The following is a 20875-nucleotide window of genomic DNA, read 5'->3' on the forward strand; positions in this document are numbered from 1 at the left end:
GTTTCCTTTAAAGCGCAAAGATAATATTTCATTTTTACACCTACTAAAACTATATTTTACGTTATATAACTATTTTTACAGTTGTATAACTACAAAAATAGTTGTATTTTTGAATTCAAGATTAATATTAGATTTTATTCCTATGCAAAAGCTAACCAATAAAGAAGAAGAAATAATGCACATATTATGGAAGTTGGAAAAAGCTTTTGTAAAAGATGTATTAGCAGAGATGCCAGCAGGCAAACCACATTACAACACGCTTTCTACCATTATACGACATTTAGAAGAAAAAGGCTATGTTAGTTATAATGCGTACGGAAAAACGCATCAGTACTATCCTATTGTAACTAAAGAAGACTACAAAACTAAGTTTATGAATACTGCTATTGAAAATTACTTCAATAATTCTTATAAAAACGTGGTTTCATTTTTTGCTAAGGAAGAGAAAATTAGTATCGATGAGTTAAAAGAGATTATTGCCTTAATAGAAAACAAAAAATAATTATGGAATATCTATTAAAAGCATCCGCCGTAATTGCCATAATGTATGTATGTTTTTACTTTTTTTTGAGAAAAGAAACTTTTTTTGAGCACAACCGATGGTTTCTTTTATCAGGCTTACTTTTGGCCTTGGTTTTTCCGTTAATTATAATTCCTGTTTATATTCCTATAGAACCTATAGCAATTCAAGAAACAGCATTTATTCAAACATTACCTTCAACTTTTGTGACTCAAACACAACCTGAAGTTGCATTTGATTGGTTTAAACTTATACCTATATTATATGGCATTGGATTATCTGTATTTTTAATTCAATTTGTCCTTCAGTTTGGATCCTTAGTTTTACTTCTTCTAAAAAACCCAAAACATAAAGAACGACATTTTACTTATGTGATTGTAAAAACTAAAATTTCACCGTTTTCATTTTTTAAATGGATTGTATATAACCCTAATTCTTATAAAGAGGAAGAACTTCAACTTATTCTAGCCCATGAAAAAGTTCATGTTAACCAATTACATTCCATAGATATTCTACTCACACAATTAGCCTGTGTTGCCTTTTGGTTTAACCCTTTAATTTGGTTATACAGAAAAGAAGTCCGACAAAACTTAGAATATATAGCTGATTTTAAAAGTCAAAATAATTCTAACGCTAAAAAGGATTATCAGCATTTATTATTAAAAACTAGTGTCGCTAATCACGACACCATATTATCTAACAACTTTTATAATTCATCAATCAAAAAACGAATCCTTATGTTAAACAAATCGAGATCACACAAAAGCAATCAATTCAAGTATCTATTAATTCTACCCCTTTTAGCCGGTTTATTAATGAGCATGAATACCGAAACTATTTATGTTGAAACCGCTCCAGTAACTAGTAAAACTTCCGCTAATCAAGAGAAAATAATTACAATAATTACAAAAAACTCAAAAGATTCAGAATTAGAAAAGATTAAAACAGCTTTTAAACGTAAAGAAATTGATTTTCAGATTCATAATCTCAAACGAAATAGCCATGATGAAATTACTTCCATCACGGTAAAATTACCAGGCTCTACTTTTGAATCAATTAATGACAAGGCCATAGAAGCCTTTTTGATTTACAAAGAGTTATTCGAAGAAAACGCAAGTTTTATCGGCAGATATGGTAATGGCGTATTTAACATGGATAGTCTTTTAAAAGCACAAAAAAGCAATGAAATTTCGGGTTCTTTCTCTACTCGAGTTAACAACCTATTATCACAACATAGTTTGTTATCTCGGCCTACAACCACCAAGTTATCCAAAATTATACAAGTACACTTTACTAAAGACATAACTACAGATGGCATAAACGCGATTAAAAAAAGATTACAATCTAAAAATGTGACTATGTTAATCAAACAATTAGAGCGCAATAGTAACGATGAAATTTCAGAAATTAGCATAGATTTTGTCACCAAAAATGGTCCAATTAACTATAGTTCTAAGGATAAAAATGGAATTACACCTTTTTATTTTAAGATGGAAAAGGATGGAAGCGCTAAGGTTGGTGCATTGACAAAAGAAGAGCATGTTGAAGAAACTATAATGGTATATAATTCAGAAAAATCAACTTCTGATGACCACTCAAATGATACGTTATATTTTAAAATAGCAAACCAAAAGACACATACAAACGATTCTATTTACTTTTCAATCGATTCAACCGTAGTCGAAAATTTGTCTAAAGTAAAGTCCGATCATTATTATGAAGGAGGTAAAACTTTAAAGATTAATAATATTAGCGAAGAGATTATTATACATCAACCCCAAAAAGCGTATAAAAATATTACATATCAATCTAATAAAAACCCAAAGCCCTTAGTTATTGTTAATGGTAAAGAAGTTTCGTCGGACTATTTAAAATCCATGTCGGCTGAAATCATTGAAAGTATGACTGTTTTAAAAGATGAAAAAGCCATAAACAAATATGGTGAAAAAGGTAAAAATGGAGTCATTGAATTAATAACAAAAGAAAGTATAAACCTCTTAAAAAAAGATAAACCACTTCAAATTACGAGATCAGAATTAACAAATATTACTTTTATAGATGACGAAGATTCTTCAAAAAATGCCTCTATCGCTTATATTTCAAAATATACAACAGATGACGTCTTAGACAGCCATAAAGCAAATCTCGAAAACATTGGAATTAGCGTTAATTATTCAAAATTAAAACGCAACACATCAGGTGATATTACAAGTATAAAAATTAGCCTCGAAGATGGAAAAGGTTTTAAAAGTAGTGCTACCTGGAAAGTCACTGATGGTATTCCAAATATAGAATTTGGAAAATCAGAAGGCACTTTAATTGCAAGAACTAAAGGGTGAGATTTACATCATCTCAAACACAAAAAAAAGCCAAACTGTTTAAATTCAGTTTGGCTTTTTTTATTGAAATACTACAATACTTTAATCGACAATAACCTTCTTAATTACAGAACGATTCTCACTTGTTAACTTCAATAAATACAAACCAGAAGCCACATCTAAATCTATATACTCCTCAACAGGTTGTGATTGTTTTAAAAGTTTTCCATCTATAGAATAAACGTCAACATCTACTGTTGCATTTACACCCGTAATGTAAACACGTCCTGTTGTTGGATTAGGAAATATAACCACCTTAAGCTCTGTCTTATCAGTAACATTTAAGGTTTGATCCCAATCTTCACCTATTCTGTTTCCCCAAATATATTCTATCATATCTGGCTGATCTATAAATGGGTTTCTGTTAAACTGCCAGTTATAAATCACGTTATTTCTATTCATTTCAAAATCGTCTGGTGGATCATTTCTATGCCAATCTAACAAGGTTGCTAAATCACCGAACTCACCAACATTGCTTTCAGGAAAACCATTTACAATTTCTAAACCATTGTAACGCACAGCCATATAAAATACGCTTCTTGCTACATCTCCCTTAAACTTACCTGCCGTACCAGCTGGTCCGTTATATTCGCCATAAAATCGATTATTACGACTACTATTCTCAGGTCCATCCGCAGCTCTTAATGCGTGCACATCAGAATTCCCGTGACGTAAGGAATCTGCTTTAGTTGTCCAATATACATCTATACCATCTGCAATTTCATCTTCCTCTATACTATCAAATCCTCCTCTAGATCTCGGAAATGTATGTTCTCTATTCCACTTCCCTGTACTTAATGAATTGGTTTGAATATCTAACTTAGCACGTCCTTCTTCTAAATACACCAACCAAACCTCATTGCTATTTTCCGGGTTTTCATCTGCTTCATTTAAAATATCAATAACATCAGCATACGTTTGTGCTCTAACAATACTTGGGTCTGCAACAATATCTTGTAAGGCTTGTCGCAGTTCTACATCGGCTAAACCATCTAAATTACTATAGTAGCCGTTTGGTTGTGTGCTTTCTACAATGCCGTATGTGGGATCCAAAGGTGTCCCCCAAGCTGCGACTGTAAAATCATTATCTACAACTCGCACTTCGATATCTCCATTATTTGCAATAACGGGCTCAACTAAATCTATAAATCTAATTTTCAAGACCTCATCACCTTCATCATCCGCATCATCAACTATCGTAATTGTGGTGCTCGCTGTAGTTTCACCAGATAAAATTGTTATACTTGTATTACCAGTATAATCTGAGGTATTAAAACCGTAATTATCTAAACTAACATTAAAGTTTAAATCTGAAGTAATCTGTGTGTCTGATGTAAACATAATATCAAAAGCCTCACCTTCACCAATCTGTGTTTCTGTGACTGAGATGGCTATCGCAGTAATAGCAATACCAGATCCGTCATTCTCTCTTCTTGCTGTTGGAGTTGCAGACGCAAACGTTACATTCCCCATTTCATCCACAAAACGTTGAATAGATTTTGGATTCGCATTAGTACCACTGTCATTATGTTGAAGTGTTTCACCTAGCTTCTCCAATAAACCTGTGGCATCAGAATCATTAGTCCCATAAACCATAGCATCAATCAAATTGACTTGAGTTGCTACCGTTTCTTCTGGGAAATCATTTACTGAAGCTTGATAAATTCCCACGGCATCTGGTCCATTCTGAATTACATTTTCAGACATTAATGATTGTGGAAAAGGGGTCACATTGGCACTTCCTACAACTAACAAACCATTAATATCCGTTGTTAAGCCATTTAAATCGTAAACGAAATAACTAGAGTCTCCACCACTACTCGATCCATTGAAGAACACCAATATGTATCCATCTGTTGAAAAATTTGGTGTTTCTGATTTCAACTCAATAAACTCTTCAGTATCTATACTAGGACTATCTGGTTCTAGTTCATTAATCACTAGAACTTGAGACCAGCTAAATCCAGAAATTAATAGCAATACTAAAATCGTAATTTTCTTCATCTTTTTTTTTTACAAATATAGTTTTATTATTATCTCCAGCTGTTATGATAAAATTAAATACAAAAAACAGCTTAAATAAAACATGAAATATATCATGGAAAATTTTCGGAATAAAGACAAACTATTCAGATTTAACCATTTTATTAACGAAAACCCTCTACGGTTTGAATTATCACCTAAAAAAAGCTCTTAAAAAGTATCAAAATATAATCTTAATCAACTTTAAACATTACAAAATATAACCTTAAGATAGACAGGTCACATAATATTAAAACATAAATCATCTTTTTAGTTATAAATACGAATCCAAATTCGTCGATTTAATCCTAATTGTTTGGAGGAATATAGTTTAGATTATATATTGAAAACTCAATCAAATAAATAACCTATTTTATTAACCTCTAAACTTAAAATTATGATGACACTAGCTAAATTGATTATTGAAATTATTATTTCATCAATCTAAAAAAGAAACCCAACTTAACCACTGACCAAAAACTTGTAAAGCTTAGTTCTAGAATAAGTTTTACTATTTTTGTTAAAGATTTATTATTCAATACACTATGAAAACTAAAATCTTTAAAATTTTGGCGAAACTCAATAAAGCCATACTTCCTTCTTACACTAAAAAACAATTAGACCTTAGCAAAGCGTCTAAACTTCAGCTTGCTATAATAGGTTGGCGTGTATATGTCACCAAACATGCAATTGAATAAAGCATACTTATTATAAAAAAATAAGTTAATTGTTTCCATTAGTCCTAAGTAATTGCCATATTACTATATAATAATTTTCAACCTTTATTTTATCGGTTGTGTAATAGTGATAGAAAATGTCGAATACATCTAAACGTCCGTTTTATAAAAGAAAGCGAATTATAATACCTCTATTAATAGTTTTAATACTTATTGGGGGCAGATTATACCTCCCAATTTGGGCCAAAGATTATATTAATGAGGTGTTGGCTGATATTCCTGGTTATTATGGTCAAGTAGAAGACATTGATATTTCCTTATATCGTGGAGCATATGTTATTGACGGTTTATACCTAAATAAAGTAGATGCTGAAACTCAAGTGCCATTTCTAAATTTTCCAAAAACAGAGATCTCGGTGGAATGGAGTGCGCTTTTTGATGGTGCTGTAGTTGCAGAAATCATTATGACAAACCCAGAAGTAATCTATGTTTTAGAAGACCAAGAAACCACTCCAAAAGAAGGAGAAACTGAAGCAGAAGATTGGACAAAAGCTTTGGATGACTTAGTTCCTTTAGAAATTAACCACTTTGAAATCGTGGAAGGCAAAATTGCCATGGTGGGTCTAAATGCAGATCCGAACATAGATTTACAATTAAATAATCTATATCTCACCGCCGATAACTTAAGAAATGTCACTGAAGAAGAACGCATTCTACCATCACCAATACATGCCACTGCGGTTTCATTTGGAAACGGAAATGTAAAGCTAGATGGAAATTTAAATCTATTTAAGGATATACCTGATATGGATATTGCCTTTGCATTAGAAAATGCTGAAGCCAAAGCGCTTAATGCACTTACTAGCCACTATGCAGGAATAGATTTTGAAACCGGAATTTTTGAAGTTTTTAGTGAAATGGCAATAGCAGACGGCTACATGAAAGGCTATATAAAACCGCTTTTAACTAATTCAACCATGATTGGTAAAGAGGATAGTTTCTTAGAAATACTATGGGAAGGATTTACTAGTTTTTTCAAATTTATTTTAAAGAACCAAAGTACAGATACTATAGCAACAGAAGTTCCTATTGAAGGTGATCTTAATAACCTTGAAGCTGGAATTTGGACTTCTGTAGGTGGAATATTTAAAAATGGTTGGATTAAAGCCTTTAAAGGAGAAACTGATGAAAGTATCGAATATAAAGATGCTTTTAGAGATGCACAAGAAAGTAAAGGTCTTACCTCTGAAGAAAAGAAAGAACTAAGAAAGGAACGACGCGAAGAGCGTCGTGAAACACGTCAACAAAATAAAAATGACTAACTTATATTGCCAAATGTTTTAGTTGGAATACTTTTTCTGTAAATTACTTTTTTGTAATTTTTCTAGTAATCGTCTAAAAATCATAAAAGCAAAGTCCCATTCTAATCTAATAAATAATTACACCTTTAACATAGTTTTATCGAGGGTTTATATTAGACTAACGACTAATATATACTTGTATAGTCTGATTTTATGAGAAATTTATGAGTGTACATTTCTTCACTTTATTGTATCTCAGTATATTTAAGACATTAATATAAAAACGAGACAGAATGAAAACATTATATGAAGCTACTACAAAAGCCGAAGGCGGAAGAACAGGACACATTACTTCTAAAGAAGGACCATTAGATCATAATTTATCCGTTCCAAAATCAATGGGAGGTAAAGGTGGAACTGGTACAAACCCAGAACAACTCTTTGGAGGAGCTTACGCAGCATGTTTTGGAGGCGCTTTGCAATCGGTCGCAAAAAATGAAGGGATAGAAATTGACGAAGAAGCATTGAGTGTTACAGCAATTATTGGATTCTGCCAAGATGAAGATGGCTTTTTCCTAGAAGCCACTTTAGACTGTTATATTCCTGGAGTGGATCTAGAAACAGGACAAGACTTAGTCGAAAAAGCGCATGAGGCCTGCCCATTTAGTAAAGCTACACGTGATAATATTACAGTAAATTTAAATTTGTTACTAGACGAATAATTATTAGTTATTCTAAAAGTTAAAACTTAAAGTTGTCTACACCTTTTAAAATTGGTGTAGACTTTTTTTATTTTACAACTTTAGTATACTGTAAATTCTGTTCAGTTACTAAATTGATATCGTTTCTTATTAAATCCAGCTTAAATTTCATTTAAGTGTTGGCATTCATAATGTTCAATTCTTCGGGACTTTCTTTTTATGTTTGCAGGATAAACACATGCTCTTATTGTTCTAATTATATATAGTTTCCCATAAACAATCCTTAGTTTTCACATACTTAATTGATAGAAACTATCATTATTGAAGTTTATAGGACTATAAAAGCTCCACTTCTCTTTCCCTTGATTATAAAGACAACATTCAGAAACAGGAACAATTCATAAAAAACTGAGCATTACACATCAAGCAGAACACTCTCGCAACAAAAATTTTGGTCATTTCTTAATCCCTTTACTTTATCAAATTTTCGCTTACGGTGTCTTATATAACACGTCGTTAATTAAATTTGCTTACTCTAAAATTCGAAATCAGCTTTTTTTAAATAAAAAAAAAGTGTGTAAAGTAACGATCGATTACTTCACACACTTTTTTACTATCCAATTTATAATAGTCTAATTTAATACCCCGGATTTTGATCTCCACTACTCATAGAATCATTATAGTCGATTTCAGAATTTGGAATCGGCCACAAATAATGTTTTTCAGCGATTGTAATCCCTTTAACATTCAAAATGGTTTCAGCAGCCTTATTGGTTCGTTTTAAATCATACCAACGTTTCCCTTCAAAAATAAACTCATAAGCACGCTCGTCTAAGACTAAATCTACAAAAGAATTCAAATCATAATCTGCCGCAATAAAATCTATCGCATTAGACGAATAAATATCTTGTCCAAAAGCTCTTCGATGTACAAAATTTAATGCTTCCACACCTTCTGTTGTAGGCGCTCCTGCGTCTCTAGCTGATGCTTCTGCATATATTAAAAGTACTTCTGCAAATCGGTAAACCGGAAGGTCATTTCCTGCCCCACTATTGTTTACAGCAAACTGGTCTACATATTTTTTAGATACCAACGTATTAGGTCCTAAACCAAAATCTATTTGATCCCATAACGCTTTTCGTAAATCATTATCATCCCAATTTATATAAAAAGGATTTGTAGACTCACTATAATGTGCATAGGCACCGCCAAAGTTAAATAAGTTGGTACTTGGATGATTTAAAATAAATAACAGAAAATTACCTTGATTCAATTCTCTAGTATACTTAAGAGAGAAAATTTCTTCTGTAGAACTCACTATTTCTGGTCCAAACAAATCATATTGTAAGTCTTCAATTGAAGTAGCAGGAACTAAAGAAAACTGATTTGAATCAATAACTTCTTTGGCTTTTGCAGCCGCCTCAGGGTACATTCCTAATGTTAAGAACACATCTGCCATTAAACTTTTTACCGCATATGTTGATGGTCGACCTGCGTTTCTTGCTATCTCAGGTAGCATTTCTTCAGCCTCTTGCAAATCCTGAAGGATAAAGTCGTACACGTCCTCCGCAGTACTTTTAACTAAATCAGGTTGTTCATAATTTACATCTGTTCTTATTGGTACACCTCCCCAATTTCTAACTAGGATAAAATAATTTAAGGCTCTTAAAAATTTAGCTTCACTGACGATTAGATCAATTTCCTCTTGAGTGACATCGGACCCTAAAGGGGCATTTCTAATCACTAAATTGGCATTTCTAATACTTTGATAAAATGCATTCCAGCGTAAACCAGCCACATTGATATTTGCCGAATTAAATCCCTGAAAATCATTATAATCCGCTCTACTTCCGCGTCCATAACCCCAATCTGTATGTGCATCTAAAACAGCTATTTGTTCCGCATATGAACCTCTAAGTGGTGAATAAGAAGCATTCATGGCAATTTCTAACTCTTCCGCAGTATTGTAAAAATTCTCTTCTACAACCGTTTGTGGATTCTCATCTAAACTGCAGCTACTAAACACAATTAGAGTTACCAATATACCGATGAAATTAGTATTAATTTTTAAGTTTTTTATGAAATTATATATAGTGATTTCTAAATTTTTCATGTTAATTATATAAATTTTAATAATAAAAAAATTGCTATTTATTAATGTTTTTTTTTTTAGAAAACCATTCTTAAGCCTAAAGTAAACCCTTTAGCTACAGGGTATGATAAATAATCAATTCCTGGACTACCAGCCCCTTGAGAGTTCACTTCAGGATCTAACCAAGAATAATTTGTTATAGTAACAAGGTTTTGACCACTAATATAGACTTGTGCTTTTTCCATAAAATCATAATCAAGTGGAATAGAATAAGCTAACTCAATGTTTTTAAGACGTATATATGATCCATCTTCTATCCATCGGTCTGAAACATATGCAGAGGTACTTCTGCTTACTAGAGGATATTTAGCATCTGTATTTGTAGGGCTCCAATTATCTTGATAGACTTCACGCAATGTGTTTAACCCCTGTCCGTAATCCATGGTTACAGGAATAGCACTTACATTAAAAATATCGTTTCCTTCCGATCCCTGAATAAAAAATGATAAATTGAAATTCTTATAACTCATTTCTGAATTGATACCGTAGATAAAATCAGCATTAGGATCCCCAATATATGTTTTATCTTCTGCTGAAATTACCCCATCCTCATTTAAATCTACAATATTAATCTGACCTTCATCGGTATAACCATCTTCTAAATACCCCCAAAACTGTCCTATGGGTCTTCCCTCTCTCAGTATGGAAACATTATCTTGAACAGCCAATAATGAAATATTCGAAGTTAAAATATCCTCACCTCCGTTAAGTTTAATAACCTTATTTCGGTTTGCTGAAATATTTGCAGCAAGGTTCCATTTAAAATCACCTCTAAATATATCTCCACTTATACCTAATTCGATTCCCTTATTCTCAACCTCGCCTATATTTCTTATTGATGAAAGATACCCTGTAGAACTTGGTAGTCTAACTGTGTTTAAAAGGTCTTCAGTATTTTTTACGTAATAATCTAAGGTTAAAGACAATCTGTTATTAAAGAACCCAGCATCCACTCCCACATTCAATTGCTCTGTCGTTTCCCATTTTAAATCATTAGGCAGTCTAGAACCTGGCGCCAATGTATTGTATAATTCGTCATCAAAAACTGTATATCCTGAAGACAATATGTTTAACGTTGTATACGGACTTATGGCTTGGCTACCTACTAAGCCCCAACTGCCACGAAATTTTAGTTCTGAAAAAATATTTAAATTATCTATAAAGCTTTCTTCGCTTGCTTTCCAAGCTAATGCTGCTGAAGGAAAATTACCCCATTTTTCACCTTCACTATATCTTGAAGATCCATCACTTCTCATACTTAAGGTTAACAAATAGCGATCATTAAAACTATAGTTTATCCGACCGAGATAGGACATTAATGAAGAATCTGAATATCCTGTTGATGGAATACCAGGATTTTCGGCACTTTGTAATTGATTAGACTCAAAAACATCACTTATAAAACCTAAACCACTTCCTGCTAAATTAGTGTTTTTGAAATTTTGATAGGTGATACCTGCTAGAGCAGTGAAGGCATGTTTATCATTAAATATTTTTTGATACGTTATTGTATTCTCACTTAATAAACTTCGTTGTTGATTTGTTGAAACACTTGCAGATCCGTCAGAATTAAAAAAATTACGCGTAGTATACCCATCTGCTCTATCATCTCTATTTTCTATACCCCCTGAAATTTTAAGTGTTAATTCGGGTGTCGGATTATAAACAAAAGCCAAGTTACTCAATACAACATTGGCTTGAATCCTATAACTATTCTCGTTAATAAAATTAATTGGATTAACAATATCCGGAGCTATGAAAGGATATTGTGTAGATAACACGCGGTAAGTTCCATCATCGTTATATGGCGTTGATATAGGCGCTGCAGAAATAGAGGCACCAATAAGTGAACCGCCTCGACTGCCACCACTGCTATCTTTTCTTCTGGTGTCTAAATACGATAGTGAGTTAGACCAATCTATCTTTACTTTATCATTTAGTCTATGTGTTAAATTGAGGCGTACAGAATATCTTTTATAATCACTTCCTTTTATAATACCTTCATTATTAAAAATACTACCTCCCATAGAGAACTGGGTTCTTTCATCACCACCACTTAGATTAACTGAATTTGTTTGAATATTACCTTCACGATAAACAAAATCTTGCCAATCAAATCCCTCTCCAAATCCAGCAACTTCTTGTGACGTAAAGTAAGGATCTAAACCATCATTTTGTGCTTGTAAATTCATAAAATCCGCATATTCGGTACCATTAAGCAAATCTAATTTTGACGATCGCTGCTGTATAGAATAACTACTTTCTATTTCTACTTTAGTTGCACCATCTCTTCCCTTTTTAGTAGTAATTAGTACAACTCCATTCGCACCTCGCGAACCATAAATGGCGGTTGCTGAAGCATCTTTAAGAACCTCAATACTTTCTATGTCTGAATTATTTAAGTTTGTAGGACTTCCAGAAAAAGGAAAACCATCTATAACATATAAAGGGTCATTATTTCCTTGAATTGAATTAGATCCCCTAATCCTTACACTGAATCCAGCACCTGGGGCTCCTGTATTTTGTGACACCTGAACACCTGCTGCTCTACCTTGCAATGATTGCATAACAGATCCTGAAGGAAAGGCATTGACTTCTTTAGAACTAACCTGCGATACAGCACCGGTTAAATCACTTTTCTTTACGCTTCCATAACCGACGATTAAAACATCCTCAAGCGCTGTATCTGCATTCTCTAATGTTATATCTAAGGTTTCTTGTCCGTTAACAGGAATTTCTTGTGTTGTAAAACCAATAAATGATATTACAATTGTGGCGTTACGATCTATTAAATCGATTGTGAATTGTCCATCAATATCTGTCTGAACACCATTTTTGGTACCTTTTTCTATAATATTTGCTCCAGGCAGCGGCATACCATCAGCTCCCTTAATAATTCCAGTAACATTTAATTCTTGGCCAAACACAGTAGTTATGCCTCCAAAAAGAAATGAATTCACTATAATAAATGATAATATAAATTTATTCATGAAATTTTTTTTTCTAAAGTTTTTGTTAATTAGTACTTCACTAGATACGTGTCAAATACAGAGATAGATCTTTATAAAGATGTTAAAACTTCTATTGACGCTAGGCTACGCGTGAATTTCATATCAACATATAAAAAAATTAAAAATGGAACATTTCCATACTTTCCTTGATAATTATATTGAACGCGCAGCTAACCAAATGAAGTAAATGACGCAGCTACTGAAGCATTAAACATTTAATGATCAATAAATTACCTAAATTTCATTTCCAGAAATAAAATTAGATAATGACATTCGTAAAAAAGATGTTGATTTAATATTTCAGCCTATCAGTTTAAAAATCATATACACACAATTGGCTATTAATTTCTAACATTTATTTTTCAAAAAATAAATGTTATAGTTACGTTGAAGTAGATTATTTGAAACTATCGAGTCGTAAATTATGGATAAATATTAAACTGAATTGAGCTAATAATTGATAAACCATATTCAGTGATTATCCCAATTAACAGCTAAATTGCCAATAAAAAGAGACAACTATTACCCTCTAAAAACGAATAAAGCTTGTAAAATCATAGATTTTACAAGCTTTTAATAAGAATTTTTTTATTCTTTTTTAGTGACCTCGACTGGATTCAAACCAGTAACCTCTTGAGCCGTAATCAAGTGCGCTATTCAGTTGCGCCACGAGGCCATTATTTTCACTTTAATAATACTTATCAGTATTTTTTTAAGTGGGTGCAAATATAATACATTTATTAAATGATAGCCAAACAATTTATTTCAAATTTTTAAATTAGTATTTTTGAGGTATGATTTCAAAAGAATTACTCTCCCCATTTAATTACTTATTCGATTCCGAAATAATCGATAACATCTCCAATGTTGCACTTCTAAAAACCTTTCAAAAAGCTGATATTATTATAGATTTAGGTCAAGATTTAAATTTCATTCCGCTTTTAATAAAGGGAAACATCAAAGTTTTAAGAGAAGACAATGATGGAGATGAACTTTTATTATATGTTTTAGAGTCTGGAGATACTTGTGCTATGTCTTTAACTTGCTGCATGGTAAAATCTGTAAGTAAAATTCGCGCTATTGCAGATGAGGATGCCACTGTTATAATGATCCCTATAGACTACATGAAACTGTGGTTTAATTCCAACGAAAGCTGGAGAAATTTTATATTACAAAGTTATCAAGTACGTTTTGATGAAATGTTAGAAACTATTGATGCACTTGCCTTTATGAAGATGGATGAACGTCTATTTAAATACTTAACAGATCATGTAAAACTTACCTCTTCGACAAGTTTAGAGGTCACACATCAAGAAATTGCTGAAGATTTAAACACGTCTCGTGTAGTTATTTCTCGCCTATTAAAACAATTAGAACGTGAGAAAAAAATTAAGCTTGGGCGAAATAAGATTGTAGTTCTAGAATTTTAGTAACCTTTAACACATTCTCTTAATTAGAGATCTCTATTTTTGCACCAAATAAAAATTATGGAATATATTTTACAACCTTGGCCTTGGTATGTTTCTGGACCATGTATTGCAGTTGTCATGTTTTTACTACTCTATTTTGGTAGAACCTTCGGGATGTCATCTAACCTTAGAACCATGTGTGCTATAGGGGGTGCAGGTAAACGTGTTGCATTTTTTAATTTTGATTGGAAAAGTCAGAAATGGAATCTCATTGTTGTGTTAGGAGCTATTTTTGGTGGTTTTATCGCTCATTATGTATTATCTAATCCTATAAATATGGATCTCAGTGAAGCGACCGTTACAGATTTAACTGCGCTTGGATTCAATGATGTTGGTAAAAACCTATTGCCGCCAGAATTGTTTAGTTGGGATGCTGTTTTTAGCATTAAAGGACTATCTATTTTGATAATTGGGGGGTTCCTTGTTGGTTTTGGCACACGTTACGCTGGCGGCTGTACTTCTGGCCACGCTATAACAGGATTAAGTAGTTTGCAACTACCTTCTTTGATTGCCGTAATTGGCTTCTTCTTTGGAGGTCTCATTATGATTCATCTTATATTTCCAATACTCTTTTAATTATGGGTAAATATTTAAAATTTTTCATCGTCGGTATATTTTTCGGAATTGTTTTAGTAAAATCTGAAGCCGTCTCATGGTATCGGATTTTTGAAATGTTTAAGTTCCAATCATTTCATATGTACGGTATCATCGGAACTGCGGTCGTAACAGGAATTATATTATTAAGACTATCTAAAACACGCCAAGTTAAAACAACCGAAGGATCAGCACTGAGAGTACCACTAAAAGAACGTGGTTTTACACGTTATATCGTTGGTGGCACCATTTTTGGTTTGGGTTGGGCGTTGTGTGGTGCATGCCCAGGACCAATGTATATTTTAATTGGAACAGCGGCTTTCTCAATATTAATAGTGATTGCTGCTGCCTTATTAGGTACTTTTGTTTACGGGTTACTGAAAGATAAACTACCTCATTAAAATGGAACTCATTGAAGTTATAGGTTATATCGGAGCATTAATTGTAGGACTTGTTTTAGGTCTAATAGGCGGTGGTGGTTCGATTTTAACGGTTCCTATTTTAGTCTATTTTTTAGGCTTTAGTCCAATAGTTGCTACAGGCTATTCCCTTTTTATAGTCGGCAGTACTGCTTTAGTTGGCACTGCTCGTAACATAAAAAAAAATACGATAGATTTTAAAACGGCTATCATATTCGCGATTCCTTCAATTCTTACTGTGTTTACGGTGAGGAGTATCGTCATCCCTAACTTACCTGAGGTATTATTTACCGTAGCTGATTTTTCACTTACCAACTCCCTTTTCATCATGTTGCTATTTGCAATCATTATGCTTTTAGCTGGGTGGTCAATGATAAAATCTAAAGTTGTTAATAGCGATAGCGTCATTAACAACTTTGATAATTCGCACTATTTTGCCATTGGTACTCAAGCAATAGGTATCGGTGCTTTAGCTGGCTTAGTAGGAGCTGGCGGAGGTTTCCTTATAGTACCTGCATTAGTTTTATTAGTAAAACTTCCTATAAAAAAAGCCATTAGCACATCATTATTTATTATTGCCATTCAATCCTTAATAGGATTTTTAGGTGATATAAACGAAACAACTAATATCGATTGGCAGTTTCTAGTTACATTTACCGTAATCTCAATTTTTGGGATTTTTATAGGATTGGCACTCTCTAAAAAAATTAGTGCCAAACGATTAAAGAAAGGATTTGGATATTTTACTATTGTAATGGCCATCTACATTATTTTCAAAGAGCTCTTTTAACACTCTTTGTGATAATTATCATATCTCGAAATTTGAAGTTTCGTAAATTTGTAACACAAATGAACAAAGAATGAAAATAGAACAATTATATACTGGCTGTTTAGCCCAAGGAGCTTATTATATTGAATCTGAAGGTGAGGTTGCCATTATCGATCCTCTTAGGGAAATACAGCAATATATTGATAAGGCAAAAACTAATAACGCAAAGATCAAATATATTTTAGAAACTCATTTTCATGCTGATTTTGTTTCAGGTCATGTCGATTTAGCTAAAGAAACTGGTGCAACTATCGTATTTGGCCCAGGAGCAACTACAAAATATGACATACACTCCGCTACTGATGATGAAGTACTACAACTAGGAAATGCAACTATTAAGGTATTGCATACACCAGGACATACTTTAGAGTCTGCAACCTATTTACTCATAGACGAGAACGGTAAAGATCATGCTATTTTTTCTGGAGACACTTTATTTTTGGGTGATGTTGGACGACCTGATTTAGCCATTAAATCTGATTTAACAAAGGAAGATTTAGCAGCCATGTTATTCGATTCACTTCGAAATAAAATTATGCCTTTAGCCGATGACGTTATTGTATATCCTGCTCACGGCGCAGGTTCTGCATGTGGAAAAAACTTAAGTAAAGAAACCGTAGGTGTGTTAGGTGAACAGAAAAAAACAAACTATGCTTTACGTGCGGACATGACTAAAGCTGAATTTGTAATAGAAGTTTTAAATGGCATTGCACCACCTCCGCAGTACTTTGCAAAAAACGCTATGATGAACAAAATGGGTTATGACACGTTTGATACCGTTTTAAAAACAGGAAATGTACCACTCAATCCAGAAGCGTTTGAAGCTATGGCAAATCATGAATCTGCCTTAGTCTTAGATGTTAGAACACAAGCTGATTTTATAATAAGTCACATTCCTAATTCTATATTTATTGGTCTGAATGGTGGTTTTGCACCATGGGTTGGTGCCTTAATTAAAGATATAAAACAACCTATAGTGCTCGTGGTGCCCGAAGGCAAGTCTGAAGAAGCCGTCACAAGATTATCACGTGTGGGTTACGATAACACCTTAGGCTATCTTGAAGGTGGATTAGAAGCTTGGAAAAAAGCAGGAAAAGATATCGAAACATTAGACTCCATATCTGCTTTAGAATTTGCTAACAGAGCAAAGGCTAACAATCTTAATGTATTAGATGTGCGAAAAGATGGGGAATACCAATCTACTCATCTTGAAGGCGTTCAACATTTTTCGCTTGATCTTATTAACGAAAACATGAATCAGGTAGATAAAGACAAAACGTATTATGTACATTGTGCAGGTGGTTATCGTTCTGTTATTGCAGCCTCCATATTAAAAGCAAGAGGCTTTGATAAGCTTATTGATATTGCTGGGGGATTTGGTGCCATTAAAGACACAGACTTAAAAACAACGAATTTTGTTTGTCCATCTACTTTATAAAGAATGGCGCATTTATATATCTAAAAAACAATAAAAAATCCCACAATTTGTGGGATTTTTTATTTAAACTATTTCAGCGCTAAGACCAGCTTGCAAAAGCTTAGAACAGCGTGGTTCTAAATCATCATATGGACCAGTCTTAACCGTGCATTTACCTTTATAATGCACTAATAGCGCACATTGCTCTGCTTGCTCTGGCACATGATCACAAGCATAAATAAGTGTATTAATAACATGGTCAAAAGTATTGACTTCATCATTAAATAATACAATTTCATTTTGTTTTAATTCTTCTTCTTGCAGAAGCAGTTCTTCTGAATATTTTTCTTTTGTCATCCCTTTTGTCCTTCAGAAATTCCCCTTTAGGAAACATCATAGTTAAACTTAAGTTTACACTAATTTATAAATTTTAATGACACCCATTGTCCTTTTTGAAGAGTTTTAGTCAACTTTAACATCTGCTTATTACACTCTGCTTCAATAATCGGAATATCCTCTTGATAAAAACCACTCAAAAACAAAGATCCATTTTCATTTAAACATTTGGCATATTCTGATATATCAGCCAATAAGATATTTCTGTTGATGTTCGCTATAATACTGTCATATTTCTTACCGTTTAATAACGCTACATCTCCTTCATAAACCGAAATATGTTTACAATCATTTCGTTCTACATTTTCCAAACTATTTAAATAGCACCAATTATCTATATCAATAGCATCTAATTTCGTAGCTCCTACTTTTTCAGCTAATATGGCTAAAACGCCGGTTCCACAGCCCATATCTAAAACCGATTTATTTTTAAAATCGTTCTGTAATATATGTTGAATCATCATGTGCGTGGTTTCATGATGACCTGTACCAAAACTCATTTTAGGCTCAATGATTAAATCATACTTCACATCATCTCGTTTCGCATGAAAGGGAGCGCGCACTGACACGACATCATCAACCACAATAGGATTAAAATTTTTCTCCCACTCTTCGTTCCAATTGGTTTGTTCTATTTCTTCAAACGTATAATTAATCTTAAATTCGTCCGAAGTCAAAATATAAATCTCCTCTAGAATCTTATCATTCCATTCCTCTTTTTGAATATACGCTATGACGCCTTCTTCATTTTCTACAAAGCTTTCAAAACCGGAGTAACCTAATTCTGCAATTAAAATCTCTACTGCCGGCTGTAAAGGACTTACTTTAAACGTATAACCTATATATATTTCAGACATTCATCTTTTTTTTGCAAATTTACTAATCATTAATTTAGTTACTAGTATTTTTGCTTCAAATTAAAATTATATGAATAAATATATTGTAGGCATTCTATTTTTGGTTTTATCTCAAATATCCAGTGCTCAAGATAACAATGACATTAAATTATCTGCGTTACCATATTACAGCTATGGTAAAGGCCTGGGAATTACATCACCCGATAGCATTTTTAAACTAAACATTCGTTTTAGAATGCAAAACCGATTTACGTCTTTATATAATGAAGATGAAGAAGATGGTTACGAAGCAATGATTAGACGTTTGCGTTTGCGTTTCGATGGGTATGTTGGTGACCCAAGTATTATTTATGTCATTCAATTATCGTTTTCCCCCAATGATGTAGGTGCTATTGAAGACGGAGATAATCTTAATATTATTAGAGATGCAATTGTGTTCTACAGGCCAGATGAGCATTGGAATATTGGTTTCGGACAAACCAAACTGCCTGGAAATAGACAACGTATTAATTCCTCTGGTGCTTTACAACTTACGGATCGCTCTATAAACAATGCACGCTTTAATATTGATAGAGATTTTGGGCTTCAAGTCTATTACCTCAATGAATTACAAGATAAGTTTTCTTATAACGTTAAAACAGCAATTAGTACTGGTGAAGGTCGAAATTGGACTAAGGAGCCAGATAACGGATTAGCTTTTACAGGGCGTTTAGAACTCTTCCCGTTTGGTGCTTTTAAAAGTAATGGAATGTTATTTGAAGGTGACATAAAGCGTGAAGCAACACCTAAATTAATGCTCTCTGGAGTTTACCACTACAATAATAATGCTCGTAGAACCCGAGGGACTATTGGCGATGATTTATTTGAAGCGCGAGACGTACAATCTTTATTTTTAGATGCTATTGTAAAATACAATGGTTGGGCGTTTCAAACGGCTTATATGCAAAGAACTGCTGATGACCCTATAACGTTTAATCCGGATGATGCTTTAGATTCGCAATACGTTTTTACAGGAAGTGGTTTTGACACCCAATTGAGTTATATTTTTGACAACAACTATGAAGTTATTGGGCGCTATTCTTACCAAGAACCACATAAAGATATTGAAGTATTAACACCACAAACTAATCAATACAGTCTTGGCGTTACGAAGTATATTTGGGAACATGCCTTAAAATTGCAAGCTGAAGTTACCAATACAGAGTTAAACTACTTGGATTCTAATAGTACTAGCAATTGGTATTTAAGATTTCAGGTAGAGATAGGTATTTAATTTGAAATGATAAATTTTAAGTAAAAAAAAGTCCTTAAACGTATTGGATATTACCAAGGGTTTAAGGACTTTTAATTTATTATAAACTTAGTTTATAATCTAAAAAATTTTAGAATGCATTTACAATCGCATAGAAATCTTCTGCGTTAAGTGCTGCTCCTCCAATTAAACCACCATCAACATCTGGTTTTCCAAATATTTCTTTAGCGTTTGCAGGTTTTACACTTCCACCGTATAAAATAGAAACAGAATCAGCGACATCGTTACCATATTTATCAGCTAGTGTTTTTCTAATAAAGGCATGCATATCTTGCGCTTGCTCTGGGCTAGCTGTTTCACCAGTACCAATGGCCCAAACAGGCTCATAAGCTAAAACAATACTTTTAAAAGCATCAGCTTCTAAATGAAATAAGGCCTTTTTAATCTGACCTTCTACAACGGCTTCATGGTTTTCAGATTTTCTATCTTGTAATTCTTCACCAAAACAGAAGATTGTTCTCATATCATTTGCTAAAGCGGCATCCACTTTTTTAGCTAAAGATTCGTCCGTTTCATTAAAGTATGCACGACGCTCACTATGTCCTAAAATAACCGTTTTGATTCCAATACTCTTTAGCATACTTGCGTTAATTTCACCAGTATATGCGCCATTTTCTGCAAAGTGCATATTCTGAGCAACAACCTCTATCGACTCTTGTCTTAAAGATTCAAACGCTTGCCACAAGTTTGTAAATGCTGGGGCAATCATAACCTCAGCATCTGATGTTTGATTTTGCTTTAACAAATCTGTTATCAAAAGTTCCGTTTGAGGTAAATCATTATTCATTTTCCAGTTTCCGGCTACGATATGTTTTCTCAT

17 protein-coding genes and 1 tRNA gene are annotated in these 20875 nt (G+C 33.1%); 11 read left to right on the forward strand and 7 right to left on the reverse strand.

Annotation, left to right across the window (positions count from 1 at the left end; all coding sequences use genetic code 11):
* The first annotated feature begins 142 nt into the window (after positions 1-142).
* On the forward strand, positions 143-502 hold the full coding sequence (locus HM986_RS01215; RefSeq protein ID WP_179334364.1) for a BlaI/MecI/CopY family transcriptional regulator: 360 nt from the start codon (positions 143-145) through the stop codon (positions 500-502).
* Positions 503-504: 2 nt separating this feature from the next.
* The gene (locus HM986_RS01220; RefSeq protein WP_179333263.1) at positions 505-2859 is read left to right on the forward strand and encodes a M56 family metallopeptidase; all 2355 of its coding nucleotides are present in this window, start codon (positions 505-507) and stop codon (positions 2857-2859) included.
* A gap of 81 nt (positions 2860-2940) precedes the next feature.
* On the opposite strand, the gene HM986_RS01225 is transcribed toward HM986_RS01220, so the two are convergent.
* On the reverse strand, positions 2941-4902 hold the full coding sequence (locus HM986_RS01225) for an endonuclease (RefSeq protein WP_179333264.1): 1962 nt from the start codon (positions 4900-4902) through the stop codon (positions 2941-2943).
* A 563-nt stretch (positions 4903-5465) separates the two neighbouring features.
* On the opposite strand from HM986_RS01225, the gene HM986_RS01230 reads away from it, so the two are divergent.
* From HM986_RS01230 to HM986_RS01240, 3 genes are all read left to right on the forward strand, one after another.
* On the forward strand, positions 5466-5618 hold the full coding sequence (locus HM986_RS01230; RefSeq protein WP_179333265.1) for an SsrA-binding protein: 153 nt from the start codon (positions 5466-5468) through the stop codon (positions 5616-5618).
* Positions 5619-5734: 116 nt separating this feature from the next.
* Positions 5735-6919, forward strand: a complete 1185-nt coding sequence (locus tag HM986_RS01235; RefSeq protein ID WP_179333266.1) for a DUF748 domain-containing protein — start codon at positions 5735-5737, stop codon at positions 6917-6919.
* A 272-nt stretch (positions 6920-7191) separates the two neighbouring features.
* Positions 7192-7620, forward strand: a complete 429-nt coding sequence (locus HM986_RS01240; RefSeq protein WP_179333267.1) for an organic hydroperoxide resistance protein — start codon at positions 7192-7194, stop codon at positions 7618-7620.
* Positions 7621-8236: 616 nt separating this feature from the next.
* Here HM986_RS01240 and HM986_RS01245 read toward each other — a convergent pair.
* The 3 genes from HM986_RS01245 to HM986_RS01255 all read right to left on the reverse strand — a co-directional run bounded on the left by HM986_RS01245 (position 8237) and on the right by HM986_RS01255 (position 13438).
* Positions 8237-9712 carry a RagB/SusD family nutrient uptake outer membrane protein gene (locus HM986_RS01245; RefSeq protein WP_179333268.1) on the reverse strand — a complete coding sequence of 492 codons (1476 nt, stop codon included), beginning with the start codon at positions 9710-9712 and terminating at the stop codon, positions 8237-8239.
* 56 nt (positions 9713-9768) lie between these two features.
* Positions 9769-12741 carry a SusC/RagA family TonB-linked outer membrane protein gene (locus HM986_RS01250; RefSeq protein ID WP_179333269.1) on the reverse strand — a complete coding sequence of 991 codons (2973 nt, stop codon included), beginning with the start codon at positions 12739-12741 and terminating at the stop codon, positions 9769-9771.
* Positions 12742-13364: 623 nt separating this feature from the next.
* Positions 13365-13438: transfer RNA gene (locus HM986_RS01255), tRNA-Arg, on the reverse strand.
* A 118-nt stretch (positions 13439-13556) separates the two neighbouring features.
* On the opposite strand from HM986_RS01255, the gene HM986_RS01260 reads away from it, so the two are divergent.
* The 5 genes from HM986_RS01260 to HM986_RS01280 all read left to right on the forward strand — a co-directional run bounded on the left by HM986_RS01260 (position 13557) and on the right by HM986_RS01280 (position 17511).
* On the forward strand, positions 13557-14192 hold the full coding sequence (locus HM986_RS01260; RefSeq protein ID WP_179333270.1) for a Crp/Fnr family transcriptional regulator: 636 nt from the start codon (positions 13557-13559) through the stop codon (positions 14190-14192).
* Positions 14193-14249: 57 nt separating this feature from the next.
* Positions 14250-14807, forward strand: coding sequence for a YeeE/YedE family protein (locus HM986_RS01265; RefSeq protein ID WP_179333271.1), 558 nt, complete (start codon positions 14250-14252; stop codon positions 14805-14807).
* A gap of 2 nt (positions 14808-14809) precedes the next feature.
* The gene (locus HM986_RS01270; protein WP_179333272.1) at positions 14810-15226 is read left to right on the forward strand and encodes a DUF6691 family protein; all 417 of its coding nucleotides are present in this window, start codon (positions 14810-14812) and stop codon (positions 15224-15226) included.
* Between the two features lies 1 nt (position 15227).
* Positions 15228-16034 (forward strand): sulfite exporter TauE/SafE family protein, encoded by an 807-nt coding sequence (locus HM986_RS01275; protein WP_179333273.1) that lies wholly within the window; start codon positions 15228-15230, stop codon positions 16032-16034.
* Between the two features lie 70 nt (positions 16035-16104).
* Positions 16105-17511, forward strand: coding sequence for an MBL fold metallo-hydrolase (locus HM986_RS01280; protein ID WP_179333274.1), 1407 nt, complete (start codon positions 16105-16107; stop codon positions 17509-17511).
* A gap of 63 nt (positions 17512-17574) precedes the next feature.
* On the opposite strand, the gene HM986_RS01285 is transcribed toward HM986_RS01280, so the two are convergent.
* Positions 17575-17847, reverse strand: a complete 273-nt coding sequence (locus HM986_RS01285; RefSeq protein ID WP_179333275.1) for an ATP-dependent Clp protease adaptor ClpS — start codon at positions 17845-17847, stop codon at positions 17575-17577.
* Between the two features lie 59 nt (positions 17848-17906).
* Positions 17907-18743, reverse strand: a complete 837-nt coding sequence (prmA, locus tag HM986_RS01290; protein ID WP_179333276.1) for a 50S ribosomal protein L11 methyltransferase — start codon at positions 18741-18743, stop codon at positions 17907-17909.
* A 70-nt stretch (positions 18744-18813) separates the two neighbouring features.
* On the opposite strand from prmA, the gene HM986_RS01295 reads away from it, so the two are divergent.
* Positions 18814-20016 carry a porin gene (locus tag HM986_RS01295; protein ID WP_179333277.1) on the forward strand — a complete coding sequence of 401 codons (1203 nt, stop codon included), beginning with the start codon at positions 18814-18816 and terminating at the stop codon, positions 20014-20016.
* A 109-nt stretch (positions 20017-20125) separates the two neighbouring features.
* Here HM986_RS01295 and tpiA read toward each other — a convergent pair whose 3' ends face one another.
* A complete protein-coding gene (gene tpiA, locus HM986_RS01300; RefSeq protein WP_179333278.1) occupies positions 20126-20875 on the reverse strand; it encodes a triose-phosphate isomerase in 750 nt (249 codons plus the stop codon).

It is taken from the genome of Winogradskyella costae (assembly GCF_013403865.1).
GTDB lineage: Bacteria > Bacteroidota > Bacteroidia > Flavobacteriales > Flavobacteriaceae > Winogradskyella > Winogradskyella costae.